This window comes from Bacillus kalamii, from assembly GCF_047238185.1.
GTDB lineage: Bacteria > Bacillota > Bacilli > Bacillales > DSM-1321 > Bacillus_AD.
This window is the reverse complement of sequence record NZ_JBDFMI010000001.1, coordinates 486,575-501,630: the sequence shown is the minus strand read 5'-3', so window position 1 is coordinate 501,630 and position 15,056 is coordinate 486,575. Positions and strand designations below refer to the sequence as shown.

The following is a 15,056-nucleotide window of genomic DNA, read 5'->3' as shown; positions in this document are numbered from 1 at the left end:
TTTGCAACTTATACGAATAACCTCTCTGTTTTATCTATATACCTTTTCATCCAATCTGAGAATGAAAGCTGTTTCTCCCACGTGACTGCTCCGATAGCATGGGCGCATCCCCAATCCAATACCCGTTGATGGAGCAAATGGATATGGAGGCGAATGCGTTCATTTTCCTTGATGGCGTTATTCCTTGTATATAATTGAATAAAATGGGCAGCTTCGTCACCTTTTTGATGATCCCAATAATGAATCGCCATCTTTGCAAGATCGGATAAGGGATCGGCAAAATAAGCATTCGTAAAATCAAAAACGCCGCTTATCTTCCATCTTGTATCTCTCGCAACAAGAAAATTGCCTGGCTTAAAGTCGCCCATCACAAATGTAGGTGATTCGAAGGTTGTAAAAACGGCTCTTGAGGACTCCAACATCTCCTCCACCCATCTATAATCTTCAAGCTTGATCACAGAATACTTCTCCGCGTCCTTCAGCCAATGCTTGACCCTCGAAAAAAGCCAGTCCGGATATGATTCAGAAAAAGGTTTTACATGTCCCTCTGTTGTATCCCATTCGCCAAACACTTCTGATTTCCAGCTGTGCAGAATGGTTAATGTTTCAGCAAGCAATTCAGCCAATTGTATGCTGTCTTTTCCACAGATGCTTTCTTGTATCCGGGCAGAATCCAAATGAGATCCCGGCAAACATGGCATGATTGAATAGCTCCATTCGAATATATTCTTCGTTTCATCAATTATGTAAGGAGTTGGAACAGGTATATTCGTCCTTTTGGCAATTTGGTCAATAAAGAATTTTTCTTCTGCAAGCTGGCCTGGATACAAAGGATTCCCCTTTAAAATGAAAGACCCTCTAGATGATTCAATATGCAGGGTCTGCTCCATGGCTCCTTGAGAAGTCTTGCGAAAAGAAATCAGATTCCCATACCCATACTGGTCAAGCATATTCTGGATTTGTCCATCCTTTATATCCCCAAGCTGTCCGGAAGCAAATAGAACCGTTGCGGTCATACAAAACCCTCTCCCCTCTATAAACTCTCAATCACGATCAATCAGATGCACAAATGCTTCCGGCATCTGATCAAGCTTCCCTTCTAAAAACCTCGGCTTAAACGGCAAGGAATTCGATTCATCAAAAGGAAACCATCTGTATTCAAAGGATGGATCGTCCGCCCTAGAAAAATCTGTATCCTTGCCATTCAGCACACCATGTACATCCTTCAGCAAGTAAATAAAACAGTATTCCTGGTATCTCTTGCTGTCATATGTATAAAAATGTTCAGCCATCCATAATAGTCTCTCCACTTTCACCTCTATCCCCAGTTCTTCCTTATACTCCCTGGCCACCGTTTCCTCTGACGATTCCATCGCTTGAATTTTTCCGCCGACAGGAGCCCAGAATTGCTCTTTTTTCCCTTTATGCAGGAGTATCTTATCCTGTTTGACAATGAAACCGGCGGATCTGCACTTTAGGATAGTTCCTCCTATTTCCGTTTCCAAATCGGCTTTTTTACATTCTGTCCCTTCCATGTCTTTCCTCCTTTTTTCATATAAAATATCCTTATTCCCAATAATACTTCATCAAATCTGTTGCCCAGCACGGTTGGCGAACCATATCCTTATCCGGCAAAAATTCCTCCATCACTGGTTTGATGTCCACTACAGGGCTGCCATTAACTGCATCCAATCCTTTAACGTATAGTGAATTCCCTTCCTTCTTGATGAATTCCACAATCGTAGCCCCAAGTTTATTAGGGCGATTCTTCCCACGCTGGGCAAATATGCCGACTTTCGGATATTGGGGATTATTTCTTGGATGCCTGGCAGCATCTTGAATATCGCTATCTTGGACAAGATGAAACAGAAAGATGATCTCTAGATGGCTGAATGCGTCGATCCCTTCAAGGCTGCTTCGGTCAAAGCCTTCATGCAATTCAATCTCCGAAACAATGTCTCCCCAGCGGTCATCTAGGGGTGCGCTTCGCTTATTTTTGACTGTCCCGATGGATACAATTGTAAATTCCGACATCCCCATCAACCCCTTTCATTAAAATACAATCTAAATATGTAACTAGTATGTAGATTCCCGTTCAATAAATCCCTGTTTTACTGTTGGCCATTCACCACTCGTAATGGAATAAAGGATGGCATTGCGGATATAGCCATTTGAAAGAATACGTTCGTTCCTGATAATCCCTTCCTTGACAGCCCCTAACCGTTCGATTGCTTTTTGGGAGCGGATATTTCTTTCATCTGTTTTCAACTGTACCCTTATGAACTGAAGTTCTTCAAAACAATATGTAAGAAGAAGTTTTTTAACATCAGAATTGACAAAAGAACGTTGAAAAGGGACGCTGTACCATGTGGATCCCAGTTCACAGCATCTTTGTTCCATGTCTATTCCAAGGAGCCTCGTTGTTCCGGCCACTTGATTCGATTCTTTCAGTAATACGACAAATGGCAAGGCTGTTCCTTTATGGCAATTAGCCACAGCTTCCCTGACCCATTGGTACATCTCTTCTTCTGTTTCTACTTTCCGTAGCATGAATGCCCATATATCCGGACTACTGATAGCAAATAAGCCTGGCGCATCCTCTTGTTTCATCGGCTCCAAACGAATTCTTTCATTTTCAAGCACTGGGCATTCCAACCGTAATTTTGTATCCATCTTACCGCTCCCTTGTATTAGGTCTTAGATCAATAGTCTATATCTAATGGTCTGCCGCTTCCCAAGAAGAATTTCTCTTCCAATCCAAAGTATTCAGTTAAAGGTACCTTTCTTCCCTCATGATGCCATTTATGGTACTCACCAAATACCTTCATCACATTTTGATCTGCACGTACTTCCACTAAATATTTTACAGCGAGATAGCTCCGCCAATAATCAAACATAATACTCGATAGGCGGTCCCCATAACTCCCTGTACCGAAATCATCCAGCAAACGTTTTCCGTATTCTTCTTGAAATTCGTGCACCAGACTCAACTCGACAGCTGTTATTTCTTCCAACCGCCGCTCACTTAACAGTAGTTTCCTCGGCAAATACTGGCACATCCCCTCCTCGAACCAAATACTGTCCTCGCGCTCATCATCGAATTCATCGATGAACAGATCAGAATGGTGGGTAAGCTCATGGGCCACTATGACAAGCAAATCATTCTCTGAAAATTGTTCGTAAAAAGACCTGGCATCGGGAAGCGGTTTATCCTCTAATTGGGACAGAAATAGATGCTTCCATCCATTTAAGTCAGGTGTGATAAAGATTACATTCTTATTTGTATATGCAGGAATCCATTGATTCGAAAAGACTTCAGTAGCCAATTCATCCGTCGTCCATACGATTCCCTTCGGGCTGTCTCTCAACGCATATTGTTCTTCCAGAATATGTTTATACGACCCGATCATACCGGCAAGATATTCAATTGTTCTTTCATATTTTCTACACTCTTCCACATGCTCAAAGGCCAATATTTGCTTCATTTGTATGTCCCCTTTAATAACCGGCTTTCATACTTTAAAAAATCACTAATCGCTGTCTGGAATTCATGTGGAGCTTCAAGGTAAGGATGGTGGGCAGTTTCAATTTTTCTTATAAGGGCATTTTTAAATTGAAAGCTCTCGTAATGGTCCGGTCCCACTGCATCATCGCAAGTACCTGTAAGAATGAATGCCGGAACATCTATTCGGCTCGTGATAAGGGTAAAATCCTGAAAGAAATCCGGATCTGAAAAGACAGATAGCTGTAATTGCTCTGAAACGTCTATATCCTTATCTATATCATCCAATTGTTTCTTATGGCTGATATCCATATATTGAAAGTCGAAATAACATCCTGCTTCATATAAACGGGCTTGCACATAATAAAAGGCATCCATAAAATCACCAGTATCTTCCGTATTTATATGAATTGGATCAATCCCTAGCAGGGCGGATCCTTTTTTAATTTGATGGATGAAGGATTCCTTCATATTTAAAGTAACGTTTATTAACAGGATTCCTCTGAGTAATGGATTATGCCCTGCGGCATAATTGGCGGCCAGAATTCCTCCAAATGAATGCCCCATCATATAATGGTCTTCAATATTCAACTGCTTCTTTATCTCATCCAGGTCTTTCATCAGCCTTCTTAAGGAATAATCACTTGATTGCTTGGAAGACCTACCGCACCCCCTTTGGTCCAAATAAATCATTTCAAACTGATCCTCAAGCAACGGCCCCGCTATTTCACTGAAAGACTTACTCCAATAGCCTGGACCTCCATGCAGATAAATGCAGGGCACCCCTTTCCCGCGTCTTTCAACATATAAATCAACACCATCATCCACCGTTATAAACATAGAATTCTTCCTTTCTATTCAACATCTTATGCCGATATCTTATCGGTAAAAATCCCCAAACATATTAGCCAGATACCGATTCCTGCATGAACCCTTCTCTCATTCATCTTCGTCCTTTCCAGCAAAACAAAAATCAGCAAGGCAATCGCACTGAATACTGCACTTCGTATTGCATACGGTATAGCTCCTAAAAGGAAAGTCGGAATTCGTTGAAAGCAAGCTGACAGGATACCTAATATGCACAAAAAAAGCGGGACTCGCAAACGCATTATATGAACCTTCCCATACCGCTGCATAAACACAAAAACATAATTCCACAAAATTTATCCGATACACATACCATCCTAATATTCGACAAATATTTCCTGAGTTCCTTCCAATCATGTATAACAGTATAAACATGAAGGAAGGCGATCGCCTTCCCCATGTTCACTAGTTACTTCATAAGCTTTCTACTTATAAAAACATAAAATGCACATATGCATACGAGTATTCCGGCCGCCACCAGTATCGTTTCCACATTGACTGCATCAGCCATAGGCCCAAAAAACGCCATTCCTAATGGAAGGGCACATGAATTTGATACCTGCAGAAGGCTGAACATTCTACCTTGCATGGAAGGCTCAACATGCTCCTGCAGCAAAACCGTAATCGGTGCATTAAACACAGGCATAGTAATGCCGATCAAGAAGTTACTGATCAAATAAACCGCAAAAATCGGAGATAGTCCTAATGCAATCATTAATATCCCATAACCGGTACAGGCTAATACCGTTGTATGCATCCTATTTTTGAATCCTCCCCAGGCAGCGATCAACATGCCGCCGGCTGCAGCTCCCGCACTGAATACCATTTCACTGGCAGACAGCCTCCATACTTCTTCGCCGAAAGAACGGCTGATCATCAACGGTGTAAGAAAAGCAGATGGACTTATTAAGATAAGAACAATGAACAAAAAAACAAGCAAGTTTTTTATAAAAGCATTCTCTTTTACATATCTAAACCCTTCCTTAATGCCCTGTATGTGCGATTGTTCCCGGCTTTCAGGCTGGCGCAATGCCGTTACAGGGACCATCATCGTAATGGAAATGCCGATAATAGCTGTAACAATATCAATCCAAAATGTTGCGTCAATCGATGCTATTGTTAGGATGGCACCACTAACTGCCGGAGACAGAAACATGATTAACGAAGCAATGGTACTGTTTATACCATTCACTTTCATTAAATAACCCTGGGGAACGATTTGCGGTATGAGCGCATTCACTGCCGGTGTTTGGATGCCTGTTCCGGCTGAGCGGATAAGCAAGACAACATACAGCATCCAAATGTGTTCGTAATCCATAAAAAAACAAATAGCCAGCAATAAAGTGGCAACTGCAATTATTCCATCAGCAAGCATAATTAATTTTTTTCGATTAAACCGGTCAATCCATACTCCAGCAAATAATGAAATAGCTATTTGCGGCAAAAATCCGCAAACAGTCGAAATCGCCATCATCGAGCCGGAAGATGTTGAAAGAGTGATATGCCAAATGATGGCATACTGGACCAAAGATGACCCGAACAGCGAGATCGTCTGTGCCGTAAGAAACAGTGTGATATTTTTTATCCAATTTTGATTCATTATTCATTCTCCTCTATGATTCTTTTTTCTAGATGATTCAATGCTTTAGCCTTCCATATCCCTTCATTGAATAGGGAAGCCGAACAGGATTAAACACGAACATCTTCTTTCCCTCTTTTCCTTTTAATAAAAAAAGCAGAGAGACGGCGTCCTAAGACGCAGCCCTCTGCTTTGCCGGAATGATTGCTGAAAACGAATCATACCTGATTTCAATCTGAAAAAAATCAGAGAAATGTCCAAAACAAAAGGCCATAAGACAAAGCATTGTCTTATGGCCTTTAATCTATTATCCATCGGCATATAGTCACACATAAATAAGCATAGGGTTTCTACACTTTTTTTGTTCACTATAGGCCGATGAATAAAGGAAACATTATGCTCCCAGATTAAGCTCCGAACAACGCTTCATCGTATACGTTTGTGCGGAGCAAAGATCTCTGACTAGTTTTCCAAATGTAATATACATGATGTAAAACACCTTCTTTACAATCTATAGGCCCATCATAGCATAGGCATTTCCTATTTTAAAGGCAAACTGCAAAGTCCAGGGTAGTAGATTTATTCCCATGGCCTCTGCATCTGCCGGGCTCTGTATTCGTCAAACCATACAGCAATTGGCAGCGTATAGCGATATTACCTGTTTTTCTTATCACTAACGTTAGTCCCCTCTTGGAATCACCCTTATATGGACCCCCTTTTTAGCTTTGTTGGATGCCCTTATCTGCTGCATACGGACTTTCTCGGAAATAGCGGATACTTTAACCAATCCTTGCTTCGTCCATACAGACGGATCAATCATTCGCTCTTTCTGTTTCATATAATAATCAAAGTTCTGGTCATCTTCTATTGCTTCAACCTCTTCATGCAATTGATTCAATAACCGGATGATCTCCTGATCATTCGAGTGATACAATCGATCGATGATCTCATTGTCGTTTCCTAAAAAATGTGAAGGATTAACAATATGTTTAGTTATCGCCAATTTTAATGTTTTAGAGAGAACTGCTGAACCGAAGATGTTTAATGGATCTAAGAAGTAATCAATAACCTCTTTATAATAAGTATCCACGAACCATTCTCCTGCCTCTTCATTGTCTATGAAAATACTCTCATCTACAATGGCCAGATGGGTTAAAAATGCCTGAATCTCCCGCAATGATATGTTTCCGCATGTAAACATATCTCTCAGTGTATAATCGATGCGATCAGCACATAATTCCGGTAAAGGCTGCTCTAGTAATTTCCATTGTGATAAATCGAACAATACTTGTTTATAGTCTAACTGATAAGCAGCCAAAATATCCGGAATCTCTGATTGTTCGATTACTTGATTAAAGATTTTTTCATGGTAATTTTCATCTTTTTCATCCAATACATAGTCAATGACATGCGAAAAAGCGGTATGGGAAACATCATGCAGCAATCCGGCAATTTGCTCCTCTACTGTTCCTCCCAATTGCCGGATTAATAACATTACGCCGACTGAATGTTCATACCTCGTGCCGTTCCATTGACGATTTACCAGATAGCTTGCACCGCCCTGATGGATTTTTTTTAGACGCTGCACTGCAGAACACTTGACCAACTCCTCCAAAACCGGTTCAATCATAAATTCCCCGTATAGATCATCTATTATTTTCATAGGCTTGCTAGCTCCTAATCTCTTGGCTGCCCGTCTCCATTTTTAACCATATCAGCCATATCATATATTCCGTGAGTGAATATGTGTATTCTATCAAAAAAGAAGCTATCCATCGATAGCTTCTTTTTTGACGATCTATATTATACATTTGTTAATAACGTTTTTGCCTTATCAATAGCTTGCTGTACTTGTTCAAAGCCTGTACCGCCGGCGCTGTTTCTTCTTTTCACTGCTTGGTAAGGCTCAAGTGCATCATAAATATCCTCTTCAAAAAGATCGCTCGCACTTTTGAACGCCTCCATAGACAGATCAGCAAGGTAACAGTTTTTTTGGATGCATGAGAGCACTAATTGTCCGACGACTTCATGCGCCTGTCTGAACGGCATCCCTTTAGTAGCGAGATAATCTGCCAGCTCTGTCGCATTTGAAAAATCGGATTTTACTGCTTTTTCCATGTTTGCTTTACGGACCTTCATCGTGGAAACCATGCCTGCAAAAATCTTCAATGAACCATTTATTGTTTTAACGGTATCGAACATGCCTTCTTTATCTTCCTGCATGTCTTTGTTGTAGGCAAGAGGCAACCCTTTCAGCACAATCAGCAACCCGAATAGATTGCCGTACACTCTACCTGTTTTGCCTCTGATCAATTCAGCCATATCCGGATTCTTCTTTTGGGGCATAATGCTGCTTCCTGTTGAAAAAGCATCATCCAGCTCGATAAATTGGAATTCCTGGCTGCACCACAGGATGATTTCCTCCGCAAAACGGGATAAATGCATCATCAGCATGGAGCTGTTGGACAGGAATTCAATGATAAAATCCCGGTCGCTGACAGCATCGAGACTGTTTTCATAGATACTTTCGAAGCCTAGCAATTCAGCGGAATAGGCACGGTCAATCGGAAAAGTCGTTCCTGCAAGGGCACCTGCACCAAGCGGCGACTTATTGATCCGCTTATCATTTTCCTTAAAGCGTTCCTTGTCTCTTTCCAGCATCCAGAAATAAGCCATCAAATGATGGGCAAATGAAATAGGCTGCGCTCTCTGCAGGTGAGTATAACCGGGAAGGATTGTTTCCACATGCTCTTCAGCCTGTTTGATAAGCGCCTGCTGAAGCTCTTCAATCAACTCCACAATTTGCTCCACTTGCTTATGCAAATACAGATGGACGTCCGTAGCCACCTGATCATTTCGGCTTCGGCCGGTATGCAGCTTGCCGCCTACCGGACCGATTTCATCAATCAGCATGCTTTCCAGATTCAAATGGATATCTTCCATTTTCACTGAGAAAGACAATTCATGCTGCTTCGCTTTCTGTTGTAGCAACAAAAGGCCTTCGCTTATTTTATGCGCATCCTCTTCAGGCAGGATTCCACTATACGCCAGCATTTTCACGTGGGCAAGGCTGCCTTCGATATCCTCAAGGACAAGCTCCTGGTCAAAGGAGATCGAAGCACCGAATTCATCTACCCATTCTTCGGCTGACTTGGTGAATCTGCCTCCCCATAGTTTTTTCACGCATTCACCTTCTTAGCATTCACGATCGCATTTACTTTTGTAGGAAGACCCCATAGCTTAATGAATCCTACTGCTGCTGTATGGTCAAATTCATCATCCGTAGTATATGTTGCCAATTTTTCATCATACAATGAATTATCTGATTTTCTGCCTTCAATGATTGCATGGCCTTTAAATAACTTCACTCTGACAACACCATTGACCGATTTTTGTGTTTCATCCAGGAATCCAAGCAATGCATCCTTTAAAGGAGAGAACCATAGACCCTCATAGATTAATTCAGTCAATTTTTTCTCGATAACCGGTTTAAAATGGGCTACTTCCTTCACAAGCGTAATATCTTCCAATTCTTTATGCGCTTTGATCAATGTCATAGCTGCAGGGCATTCATACACCTCACGGGACTTGATTCCCACTAGTCTGTTTTCAACGTGGTCGATACGTCCGACACCATGCTTTCCTGCCAGTTGGTTTAATTCCAGTATTAAATCAGCCAGTTTATAAGAAACGCCATTTAATGCGACAGGAACACCTTGTTTAAACGTTAATTCAATAATATCAGCTTGATCTGGAGCTTTTTCAATACTTACTGTCAGATCGTAAGCCCCTTCTGGTGGAGCTGCCCATGGATCCTCCAATATTCCGCATTCATTGCTTCTTCCCCATAAGTTCTGGTCGATTGAATAAGGGCTATCTAAATTTACTGGAATTGGAATCTCGTGATCAATTGCATATTGGATCTCTTCTTCACGTGACCAGCTCCATTCACGCACAGGGGCCAATACCTGCAAATCCGGATTAAGAGCTGAGATCGCCACTTCAAATCGCACTTGGTCATTCCCTTTTCCCGTACATCCGTGTGCAACAGCAACCGCTCCTTCCAAATTCGCTATTTCAACCAATTTCTTAGCAATTAATGGTCGTGATAAAGCGGATACAAGCGGATACTTGCCTTCATATAAAGTATGGGCCTGCAAGGCACGCAATGCGAATTCATTCGCGAATTCTTCTTTTGCATCAATAACATATGATTTAACAGCTCCCACAGACACTGCTTTATTTTTGATGAACTCCAAATCTTTTCCTTCTCCGACGTCCAGGCAGCATGCCACTACATCGTACCCTTGCTCCTGAAGCCATTGGATGGCCACTGAAGTGTCCAATCCGCCCGAATATGCTAAAACTACTTTTTGATTACCCAATTTAGTCCCCTCCACATATGAATAAAAATACATACAATATAATTTTTATTCAAAATCTTGATACAACTTTAACAGGATTTTTCCATTAATGCAAGCCTATAATGCTCTATTTTTTAAAGTTTCAGAAAAAATAATGAAAATGCCTTTACTTCATTTATTTCCTCTTTATAATATAGTAAACTAAGCATACATATGGACGCGGAAGCGGGTGATTGAAATGAGCAAATCTTTCTTTATTTATAACGATCAACTGGGCATTTCCATCCCTGCCCCTTCGATTGATTGGGAAGCTCTTCCTCAACGGGAACAATCGGCGATTCTGGCAGAGTGGGAAAATCAAAGAGGGCTCATTCCTGATCGGATCAAAGCGATCGAGAGCGAAATCAACGCTAAACAAGAACTGATGGAGCAAGAAGACAATCTCCATGCTTCCTGTATATTGAATACACAAATTGCTCAGTTGGCCTCCACCATAAATGACTTATGGCTTTGGTTCCGGTTAACTCCGGAATCGACGAACGAAAGAGATAAAACCCATTTTTGAACATTAACAAAGCGGCAGCCCGAATGGCTGCCGCTTCATTTTATTATTTAGTAATCTCCCTGACTGCATGCGCCAATTCAGGAAGGATTAGCTTATTCATAGCCAGTGTCACAGCTCCTGTAGAACCTGGCGTTGTAAAAATCGCCTTTCCTTTTGCAACCCCCGCCGTGGCTCTTGATAGAATGGCCGCTGATCCTATGTCTTCCTGATAGCTCAGCAATCGGAAAATTTCCCCGTATCCCGGAAGGTGTTTATCCAATAAACCGTTAACCGTTTCTACAGTGACATCCCGTTTAGAAATACCTGTGCCCCCATTCAAAAGTATGACATCCACAGCATCCGCTTGGCAGCATTCCTCGATTGCAGAAGCAATCTGTCCGGCATCATCCTTTACAATCCGGTAGAAATAGACCTTGTGCCCTTTCTCCTCCGCTAATTGCTTCATTTTTTGGCCGCTCTTATCCGTGCTTTCCACCCGTGTATCGCTGACTGTAATGATGGCAATATTCAATGAACGCTTTGCTTCCTGTTTATGTTCACTGACACTCATATTTCATATCCTTCCTTTTCCGACAAGTATCGGTATTGGTAAAAATGATGGGCAAAATCACTGATTCTTCTTGTCAAAGCATAATTGGCACCAGCGCCGACCATCATTGAAAATAAAGGAAGGCCCTGTACTTTTTTCTTTTTCAGAAGCGAGATAACCAAGTATTTCATCGTTTGCTTTAACGGCTCTTCCAGCCAAGTTACGTTTGTTATTTCTTCATTTCCTTCAAAGAAATACACTTCATCGGAATCCGCGATGCACTCTTTTAACTCAGTCAATCCTGCTGCCTGCATTCGGGCCGGCATCATCCCTGTCTGGAACGCTTTTAAGGAGATCATCATTTCTTTCGGAGTATTCACTTCATATCCGTAAGACATCGCAATCAACTGGACAAGGCGCAGATTAATGATGGCAATGGCAGGGAGATCCGTAGCGATCAACGCTGCCCCTCCCATCCCGCTGATTCCGCCCTGTGCGAATGAGTAGAGCCTGTGCCGTGCGATTTGCTGCTGTGCTATGTATTTTAATTGATCAGCTGACAAGGTTTTGATCTCCTCAAGCGTCTCAATATCTTCCGAGAAAATCCGGGCAGTAGATAAAATCCTCTCTTTCGCATCCAACTGGAACTGAGTACCCTGGATCATTGCGTGTAAATGAAACAGCATATTATCTAATAATCGAAAAAACTCTTCTTGCTTGTCTTCAGGAATAAGGGAAAAGCTGCCTTCAATTGCTTTGTTATAAAGCATTTCGAGCTCTGTGCTTTCATAGCTGTAAATTTTTTGTTCCCATGCCAGAATTTCATTGTAAATGACTGTTTCACGCTCCGTATAAGCCAACGGCCGTCACACTCTCTTTCTTTCCAATTCGTCTTTTGTTCAGTATAACATACCGCTTTCAGTCCGCAAAAAACGCCCGAATCTATAAAAAAGCTTGCAGTCTCTTTTCGAACATAGACTGCAAGCTTATTCTTTCATTAATTGATTACATTTCCGCTGCTTCAGGCATTTCTTCAGCAAATCCAGAAAGTCTCATGACATCACGGGCAATCATCACTTCTTCATTTGTCGGAATGACAAGCACTTTAACCGGTGAATGAGGGTACGAAATGAACGCTTCTTTTCCTCTTACCATATTAAGTGATGGATTCCAATAAACGCCCATAAATTCTAATCCATCCAATACACGCGCACGAATCACATCGCTGTTTTCTCCAATTCCTGCGGTAAAGATGATCGCATCCACGCCAGACATTCTTGAAGCATAAGAACCGATATACTTATGGATGCGGTTCGCAAATACTTCAAGAGCTAATTCAGCACGGTGGTTGCCCTCTTCCGCTTGTTGCTGGATATCGCGAAGGTCGCTTGAGAAACCAGATACGCCAAGCAATCCGCTTTCTTTATTCAGTACAGAAATAACTTCCTCTGCGTTTTTACCCGTTTTCTCCATAATAAAAGGCAATAAAGCAGGGTCGATATTACCGGAACGAGTTCCCATCGTAACACCTGCAAGCGGTGTGAATCCCATAGATGTATCAATGGACTTTCCGCCTTCAATAGCAGCAATGCTGGCTCCGTTTCCTAGGTGGCAGGAAATCAAGCGCAATTGTTCAGCCGGTCTACCAAGCATCTCTGCAGCTCTTTCGGAAACATATTTATGGGAAGTCCCATGGAATCCATACTTGCGGATACCGTATTGTTTATAGTAATCGTATGGCAAGCTGTATAAATATGAGCTTTCTGGCATTGTTTGGTGGAAAGCAGTATCAAATACGGCCACAGCAGGAATATCTTTCAGCACGTGCTGGAAAGCTCGGATTCCTGTAATATTGGCAGGATTATGAAGTGGAGCCAGGTCAGAAAGACTTTCGATTTGTTGAAGGACTTCTTCTGTAATAACTGCAGAATCATTGAATAATTCTCCGCCGTGCACCACTCGGTGGCCAATTCCTTCAATTTCATCGTAAGAAGCGATGATTTCATGCTTCAATAATTTTTCAAGCAGCATTTTAACTGCTACTTCATGGTCTGCAATATCGCACACCTCTGTTACTTTTTCATCATTCACAGATATGGTAAAAACAGAATCTTTTAAGCCGATTCGTTCAACTAGACCTTTAGTAATTACTTCTTCAGAAGGCATTTCAAACAATTGGAACTTAAGAGAAGAACTACCTGCATTGATTGCCATTATTTTTGACATTTGGCTGCCACTCCTTTACATTGTCTTTCTATGTTGTGTTATATAATTTCACAAGTTACTGTAATACTTTTTCTTACAGTAACATTTAAGCATTGAATTACACTATTTACAAGGATAATTTGTTATAAATTCATGAATAAATAAAGAAATTTTTCAGAAACTGAATTGTGTTTCATTTTTCTAAACATTTTAAAATATAACAGACACCAACTATTTGGGAGTGCTTTCATTTTCCAGATAAAATAAATTTCGCTGGAAATGGTGTAGCCCGCCAAACGAGTCCAGTATATCAATATTCGCCGGATTATGCTTGTTTTATCTAAAAAAACCCCGATCTGAACTACATTCTCAGATGCGGGGTTTTCTTGCATACAGGTATCCTAGAGAGATTTTTCTTCAGCGAACCATTGATCCATTTTACGAAGGATTGCTTGCATGGCCAGTCCATCCGATAGTTTCGGAAGTTGGACTAACAAAGCATTCTTAGGAGGTTGTAAGCCATCTTTCTTTTTTTGTATGATCAATACACTTTTTGCTGCATGTTCATTTTTAAAGAGCGATTCAGGCAGAACGGCCAAACCTTGGATATACGTTTCATCTTTTAAATAGGCATGAAGCAGATCAGCTTGCTCTGATTCAAAGATCCCATTTGGAACGATGAAAATCCCGTATCCGCCTTCCTTCAAATAGGTCATACTTTGCTCTATCAATAAATGGTGCGCATATGTATGTCCTTCCTCGGCATGGACTTTAAACTCTTTTGCACGCGCATCATCCGGATAATAGCCCACAGGCAAATCGCTGACCACGATATCGACTGGATCTATTAACAATGGTTTCAGGCTATCCCCGTTATATAATTCCATCGAGTTTTCCAAAAGATTAGCTGCGTTGTACGCGAGCTTCACTAATAAGTCATCCACATCAATCCCGATGCAATGCACATCCTTGTCATCGAATTGCTGCTGGACAGTTAAAAGTAGATTACCCGTTCCCGCTGCCGGATCAAACATTCTGAAGGCTGTTTCTTTGCCGATGCATTTACGGACAAGATAACTGGCAAACAACCCTATCGCTTCCGGTGTCATTTGGTGGTTAGGCTGTGTATTTTGCTGCATCCCCTTCAGAATAGCAAGCTGGTATGATTTGCGGATTGTTTCTTTATCGAATTGCAGGAATTGCCCTGCTTCATATTGTTTACTCAATCTTTTCTTTGTAGTATCACTAAGCTCCTCCTGCAAAACATCTTTATGAAAGATATTTTCTGCTGTTTCTGAAAGGGCTTCTAGATAGGAACAGTCACATTCCTTCTCTATTTCACTGGCCGTTTCATCAAGCAGTTGGAATGCTTTTTCTATATTATCTAATTTCAATCGTAAAACCTCCGTTCTTCCTATCCACTATTGTAACCAAAGAACGTGAAA

General features: G+C 41.4%; 15 protein-coding genes. 1 reads left to right on the top strand and 14 read right to left on the bottom strand.

The features are described 5' to 3' along the window. Positions 1 to 8: 8 nt before the first annotated feature. The 10 genes from ABC357_RS02585 to ABC357_RS02540 form a co-directional block, all read right to left on the bottom strand. Complete coding sequence (locus ABC357_RS02585; protein WP_412885997.1) at positions 9 to 1,016, bottom strand: phosphotransferase family protein; 1,008 nt, start codon at positions 1,014 to 1,016, stop codon at positions 9 to 11. Between the two features lie 27 nt (positions 1,017 to 1,043). Then, a complete protein-coding gene (locus tag ABC357_RS02580) occupies positions 1,044 to 1,535 on the bottom strand; it encodes an NUDIX hydrolase (protein WP_412885996.1) in 492 nt (163 codons plus the stop codon). 31 nt (positions 1,536 to 1,566) lie between these two features. After that, positions 1,567 to 2,034 carry an SAM-dependent methyltransferase gene (locus ABC357_RS02575; RefSeq protein WP_412885995.1) on the bottom strand — a complete coding sequence of 156 codons (468 nt, stop codon included), beginning with the start codon at positions 2,032 to 2,034 and terminating at the stop codon, positions 1,567 to 1,569. Positions 2,035 to 2,076: 42 nt separating this feature from the next. Continuing rightward, positions 2,077 to 2,673, bottom strand: coding sequence for a GNAT family N-acetyltransferase (locus ABC357_RS02570; protein WP_412885994.1), 597 nt, complete (start codon positions 2,671 to 2,673; stop codon positions 2,077 to 2,079). A gap of 29 nt (positions 2,674 to 2,702) precedes the next feature. Beyond that, positions 2,703 to 3,485, bottom strand: coding sequence for a hypothetical protein (locus ABC357_RS02565; protein WP_412885993.1), 783 nt, complete (start codon positions 3,483 to 3,485; stop codon positions 2,703 to 2,705). Next, entirely contained in the window at positions 3,482 to 4,342 is an 861-nt protein-coding gene (locus ABC357_RS02560; RefSeq protein WP_412885992.1) for an alpha/beta fold hydrolase, read from the bottom strand. The genes ABC357_RS02565 and ABC357_RS02560 overlap by 4 nt, the downstream gene beginning before the upstream one ends. A 436-nt stretch (positions 4,343 to 4,778) precedes the next feature. Further along, positions 4,779 to 5,969, bottom strand: coding sequence for an MFS transporter (locus ABC357_RS02555; protein WP_412885991.1), 1,191 nt, complete (start codon positions 5,967 to 5,969; stop codon positions 4,779 to 4,781). Positions 5,970 to 6,627: 658 nt separating this feature from the next. Further along, positions 6,628 to 7,611: an HD domain-containing protein gene (locus ABC357_RS02550; protein WP_412885990.1), complete on the bottom strand. Its 984-nt coding sequence runs from the start codon at positions 7,609 to 7,611 to the stop codon at positions 6,628 to 6,630. A 140-nt stretch (positions 7,612 to 7,751) separates the two neighbouring features. Further along, a complete protein-coding gene (argH, locus tag ABC357_RS02545) occupies positions 7,752 to 9,131 on the bottom strand; it encodes an argininosuccinate lyase (RefSeq protein WP_412885989.1) in 1,380 nt (459 codons plus the stop codon). Beyond that, positions 9,128 to 10,366, bottom strand: a complete 1,239-nt coding sequence (locus ABC357_RS02540; RefSeq protein ID WP_412885988.1) for an argininosuccinate synthase — start codon at positions 10,364 to 10,366, stop codon at positions 9,128 to 9,130. The genes argH and ABC357_RS02540 overlap by 4 nt, the downstream gene beginning before the upstream one ends. Positions 10,367 to 10,550: 184 nt before the next feature. On the opposite strand from ABC357_RS02540, the gene ABC357_RS02535 reads away from it, so the two are divergent. Then, the gene (locus tag ABC357_RS02535) at positions 10,551 to 10,877 is read left to right on the top strand and encodes a molybdopterin-binding domain-containing protein (RefSeq protein ID WP_412885987.1); all 327 of its coding nucleotides are present in this window, start codon (positions 10,551 to 10,553) and stop codon (positions 10,875 to 10,877) included. 43 nt (positions 10,878 to 10,920) lie between these two features. On the opposite strand, the gene ABC357_RS02530 is transcribed toward ABC357_RS02535, so the two are convergent. From ABC357_RS02530 to ABC357_RS02515, 4 genes are all read right to left on the bottom strand, one after another. Then, complete coding sequence (locus ABC357_RS02530) at positions 10,921 to 11,427, bottom strand: MogA/MoaB family molybdenum cofactor biosynthesis protein (RefSeq protein WP_412885986.1); 507 nt, start codon at positions 11,425 to 11,427, stop codon at positions 10,921 to 10,923. Further along, entirely contained in the window at positions 11,424 to 12,266 is an 843-nt protein-coding gene (locus tag ABC357_RS02525; RefSeq protein ID WP_412885985.1) for an EcsC family protein, read from the bottom strand. The genes ABC357_RS02530 and ABC357_RS02525 overlap by 4 nt, the downstream gene beginning before the upstream one ends. A gap of 145 nt (positions 12,267 to 12,411) precedes the next feature. Continuing rightward, on the bottom strand, positions 12,412 to 13,632 hold the full coding sequence (locus ABC357_RS02520) for an acetate kinase (RefSeq protein WP_412885984.1): 1,221 nt from the start codon (positions 13,630 to 13,632) through the stop codon (positions 12,412 to 12,414). A 380-nt stretch (positions 13,633 to 14,012) separates the two neighbouring features. Then, complete coding sequence (locus tag ABC357_RS02515; protein ID WP_412885983.1) at positions 14,013 to 15,005, bottom strand: class I SAM-dependent methyltransferase; 993 nt, start codon at positions 15,003 to 15,005, stop codon at positions 14,013 to 14,015. Positions 15,006 to 15,056: the final 51 nt, after the last annotated feature.

What these genes read in the sequence shown, in the direction of transcription:
- ABC357_RS02585 (WP_412885997.1), bottom strand. Translation starts at nt 1,016, where the DNA reads ATGACCGCAACGGTTCTATTTGCTTCCGGACAGCTTGGGGATATAAAG.
- ABC357_RS02580 (WP_412885996.1), bottom strand. Translation starts at nt 1,535, where the DNA reads ATGGAAGGGACAGAATGTAAAAAAGCCGATTTGGAAACGGAAATAGGA.
- ABC357_RS02575 (WP_412885995.1), bottom strand. Translation starts at nt 2,034, where the DNA reads ATGTCGGAATTTACAATTGTATCCATCGGGACAGTCAAAAATAAGCGA.
- ABC357_RS02570 (WP_412885994.1), bottom strand. Translation starts at nt 2,673, where the DNA reads ATGGATACAAAATTACGGTTGGAATGCCCAGTGCTTGAAAATGAAAGA.
- ABC357_RS02565 (WP_412885993.1), bottom strand. Translation starts at nt 3,485, where the DNA reads ATGAAGCAAATATTGGCCTTTGAGCATGTGGAAGAGTGTAGAAAATAT.
- ABC357_RS02560 (WP_412885992.1), bottom strand. Translation starts at nt 4,342, where the DNA reads ATGTTTATAACGGTGGATGATGGTGTTGATTTATATGTTGAAAGACGC.
- ABC357_RS02555 (WP_412885991.1), bottom strand. Translation starts at nt 5,969, where the DNA reads ATGAATCAAAATTGGATAAAAAATATCACACTGTTTCTTACGGCACAG.
- ABC357_RS02550 (WP_412885990.1), bottom strand. Translation starts at nt 7,611, where the DNA reads ATGAAAATAATAGATGATCTATACGGGGAATTTATGATTGAACCGGTT.
- ABC357_RS02540 (WP_412885988.1), bottom strand. Translation starts at nt 10,366, where the DNA reads ATGTATTTTTATTCATATGTGGAGGGGACTAAATTGGGTAATCAAAAA.
- ABC357_RS02535 (WP_412885987.1), top strand. Translation starts at nt 10,551, where the DNA reads ATGAGCAAATCTTTCTTTATTTATAACGATCAACTGGGCATTTCCATC.
- ABC357_RS02530 (WP_412885986.1), bottom strand. Translation starts at nt 11,427, where the DNA reads ATGAGTGTCAGTGAACATAAACAGGAAGCAAAGCGTTCATTGAATATT.
- ABC357_RS02520 (WP_412885984.1), bottom strand. Translation starts at nt 13,632, where the DNA reads ATGTCAAAAATAATGGCAATCAATGCAGGTAGTTCTTCTCTTAAGTTC.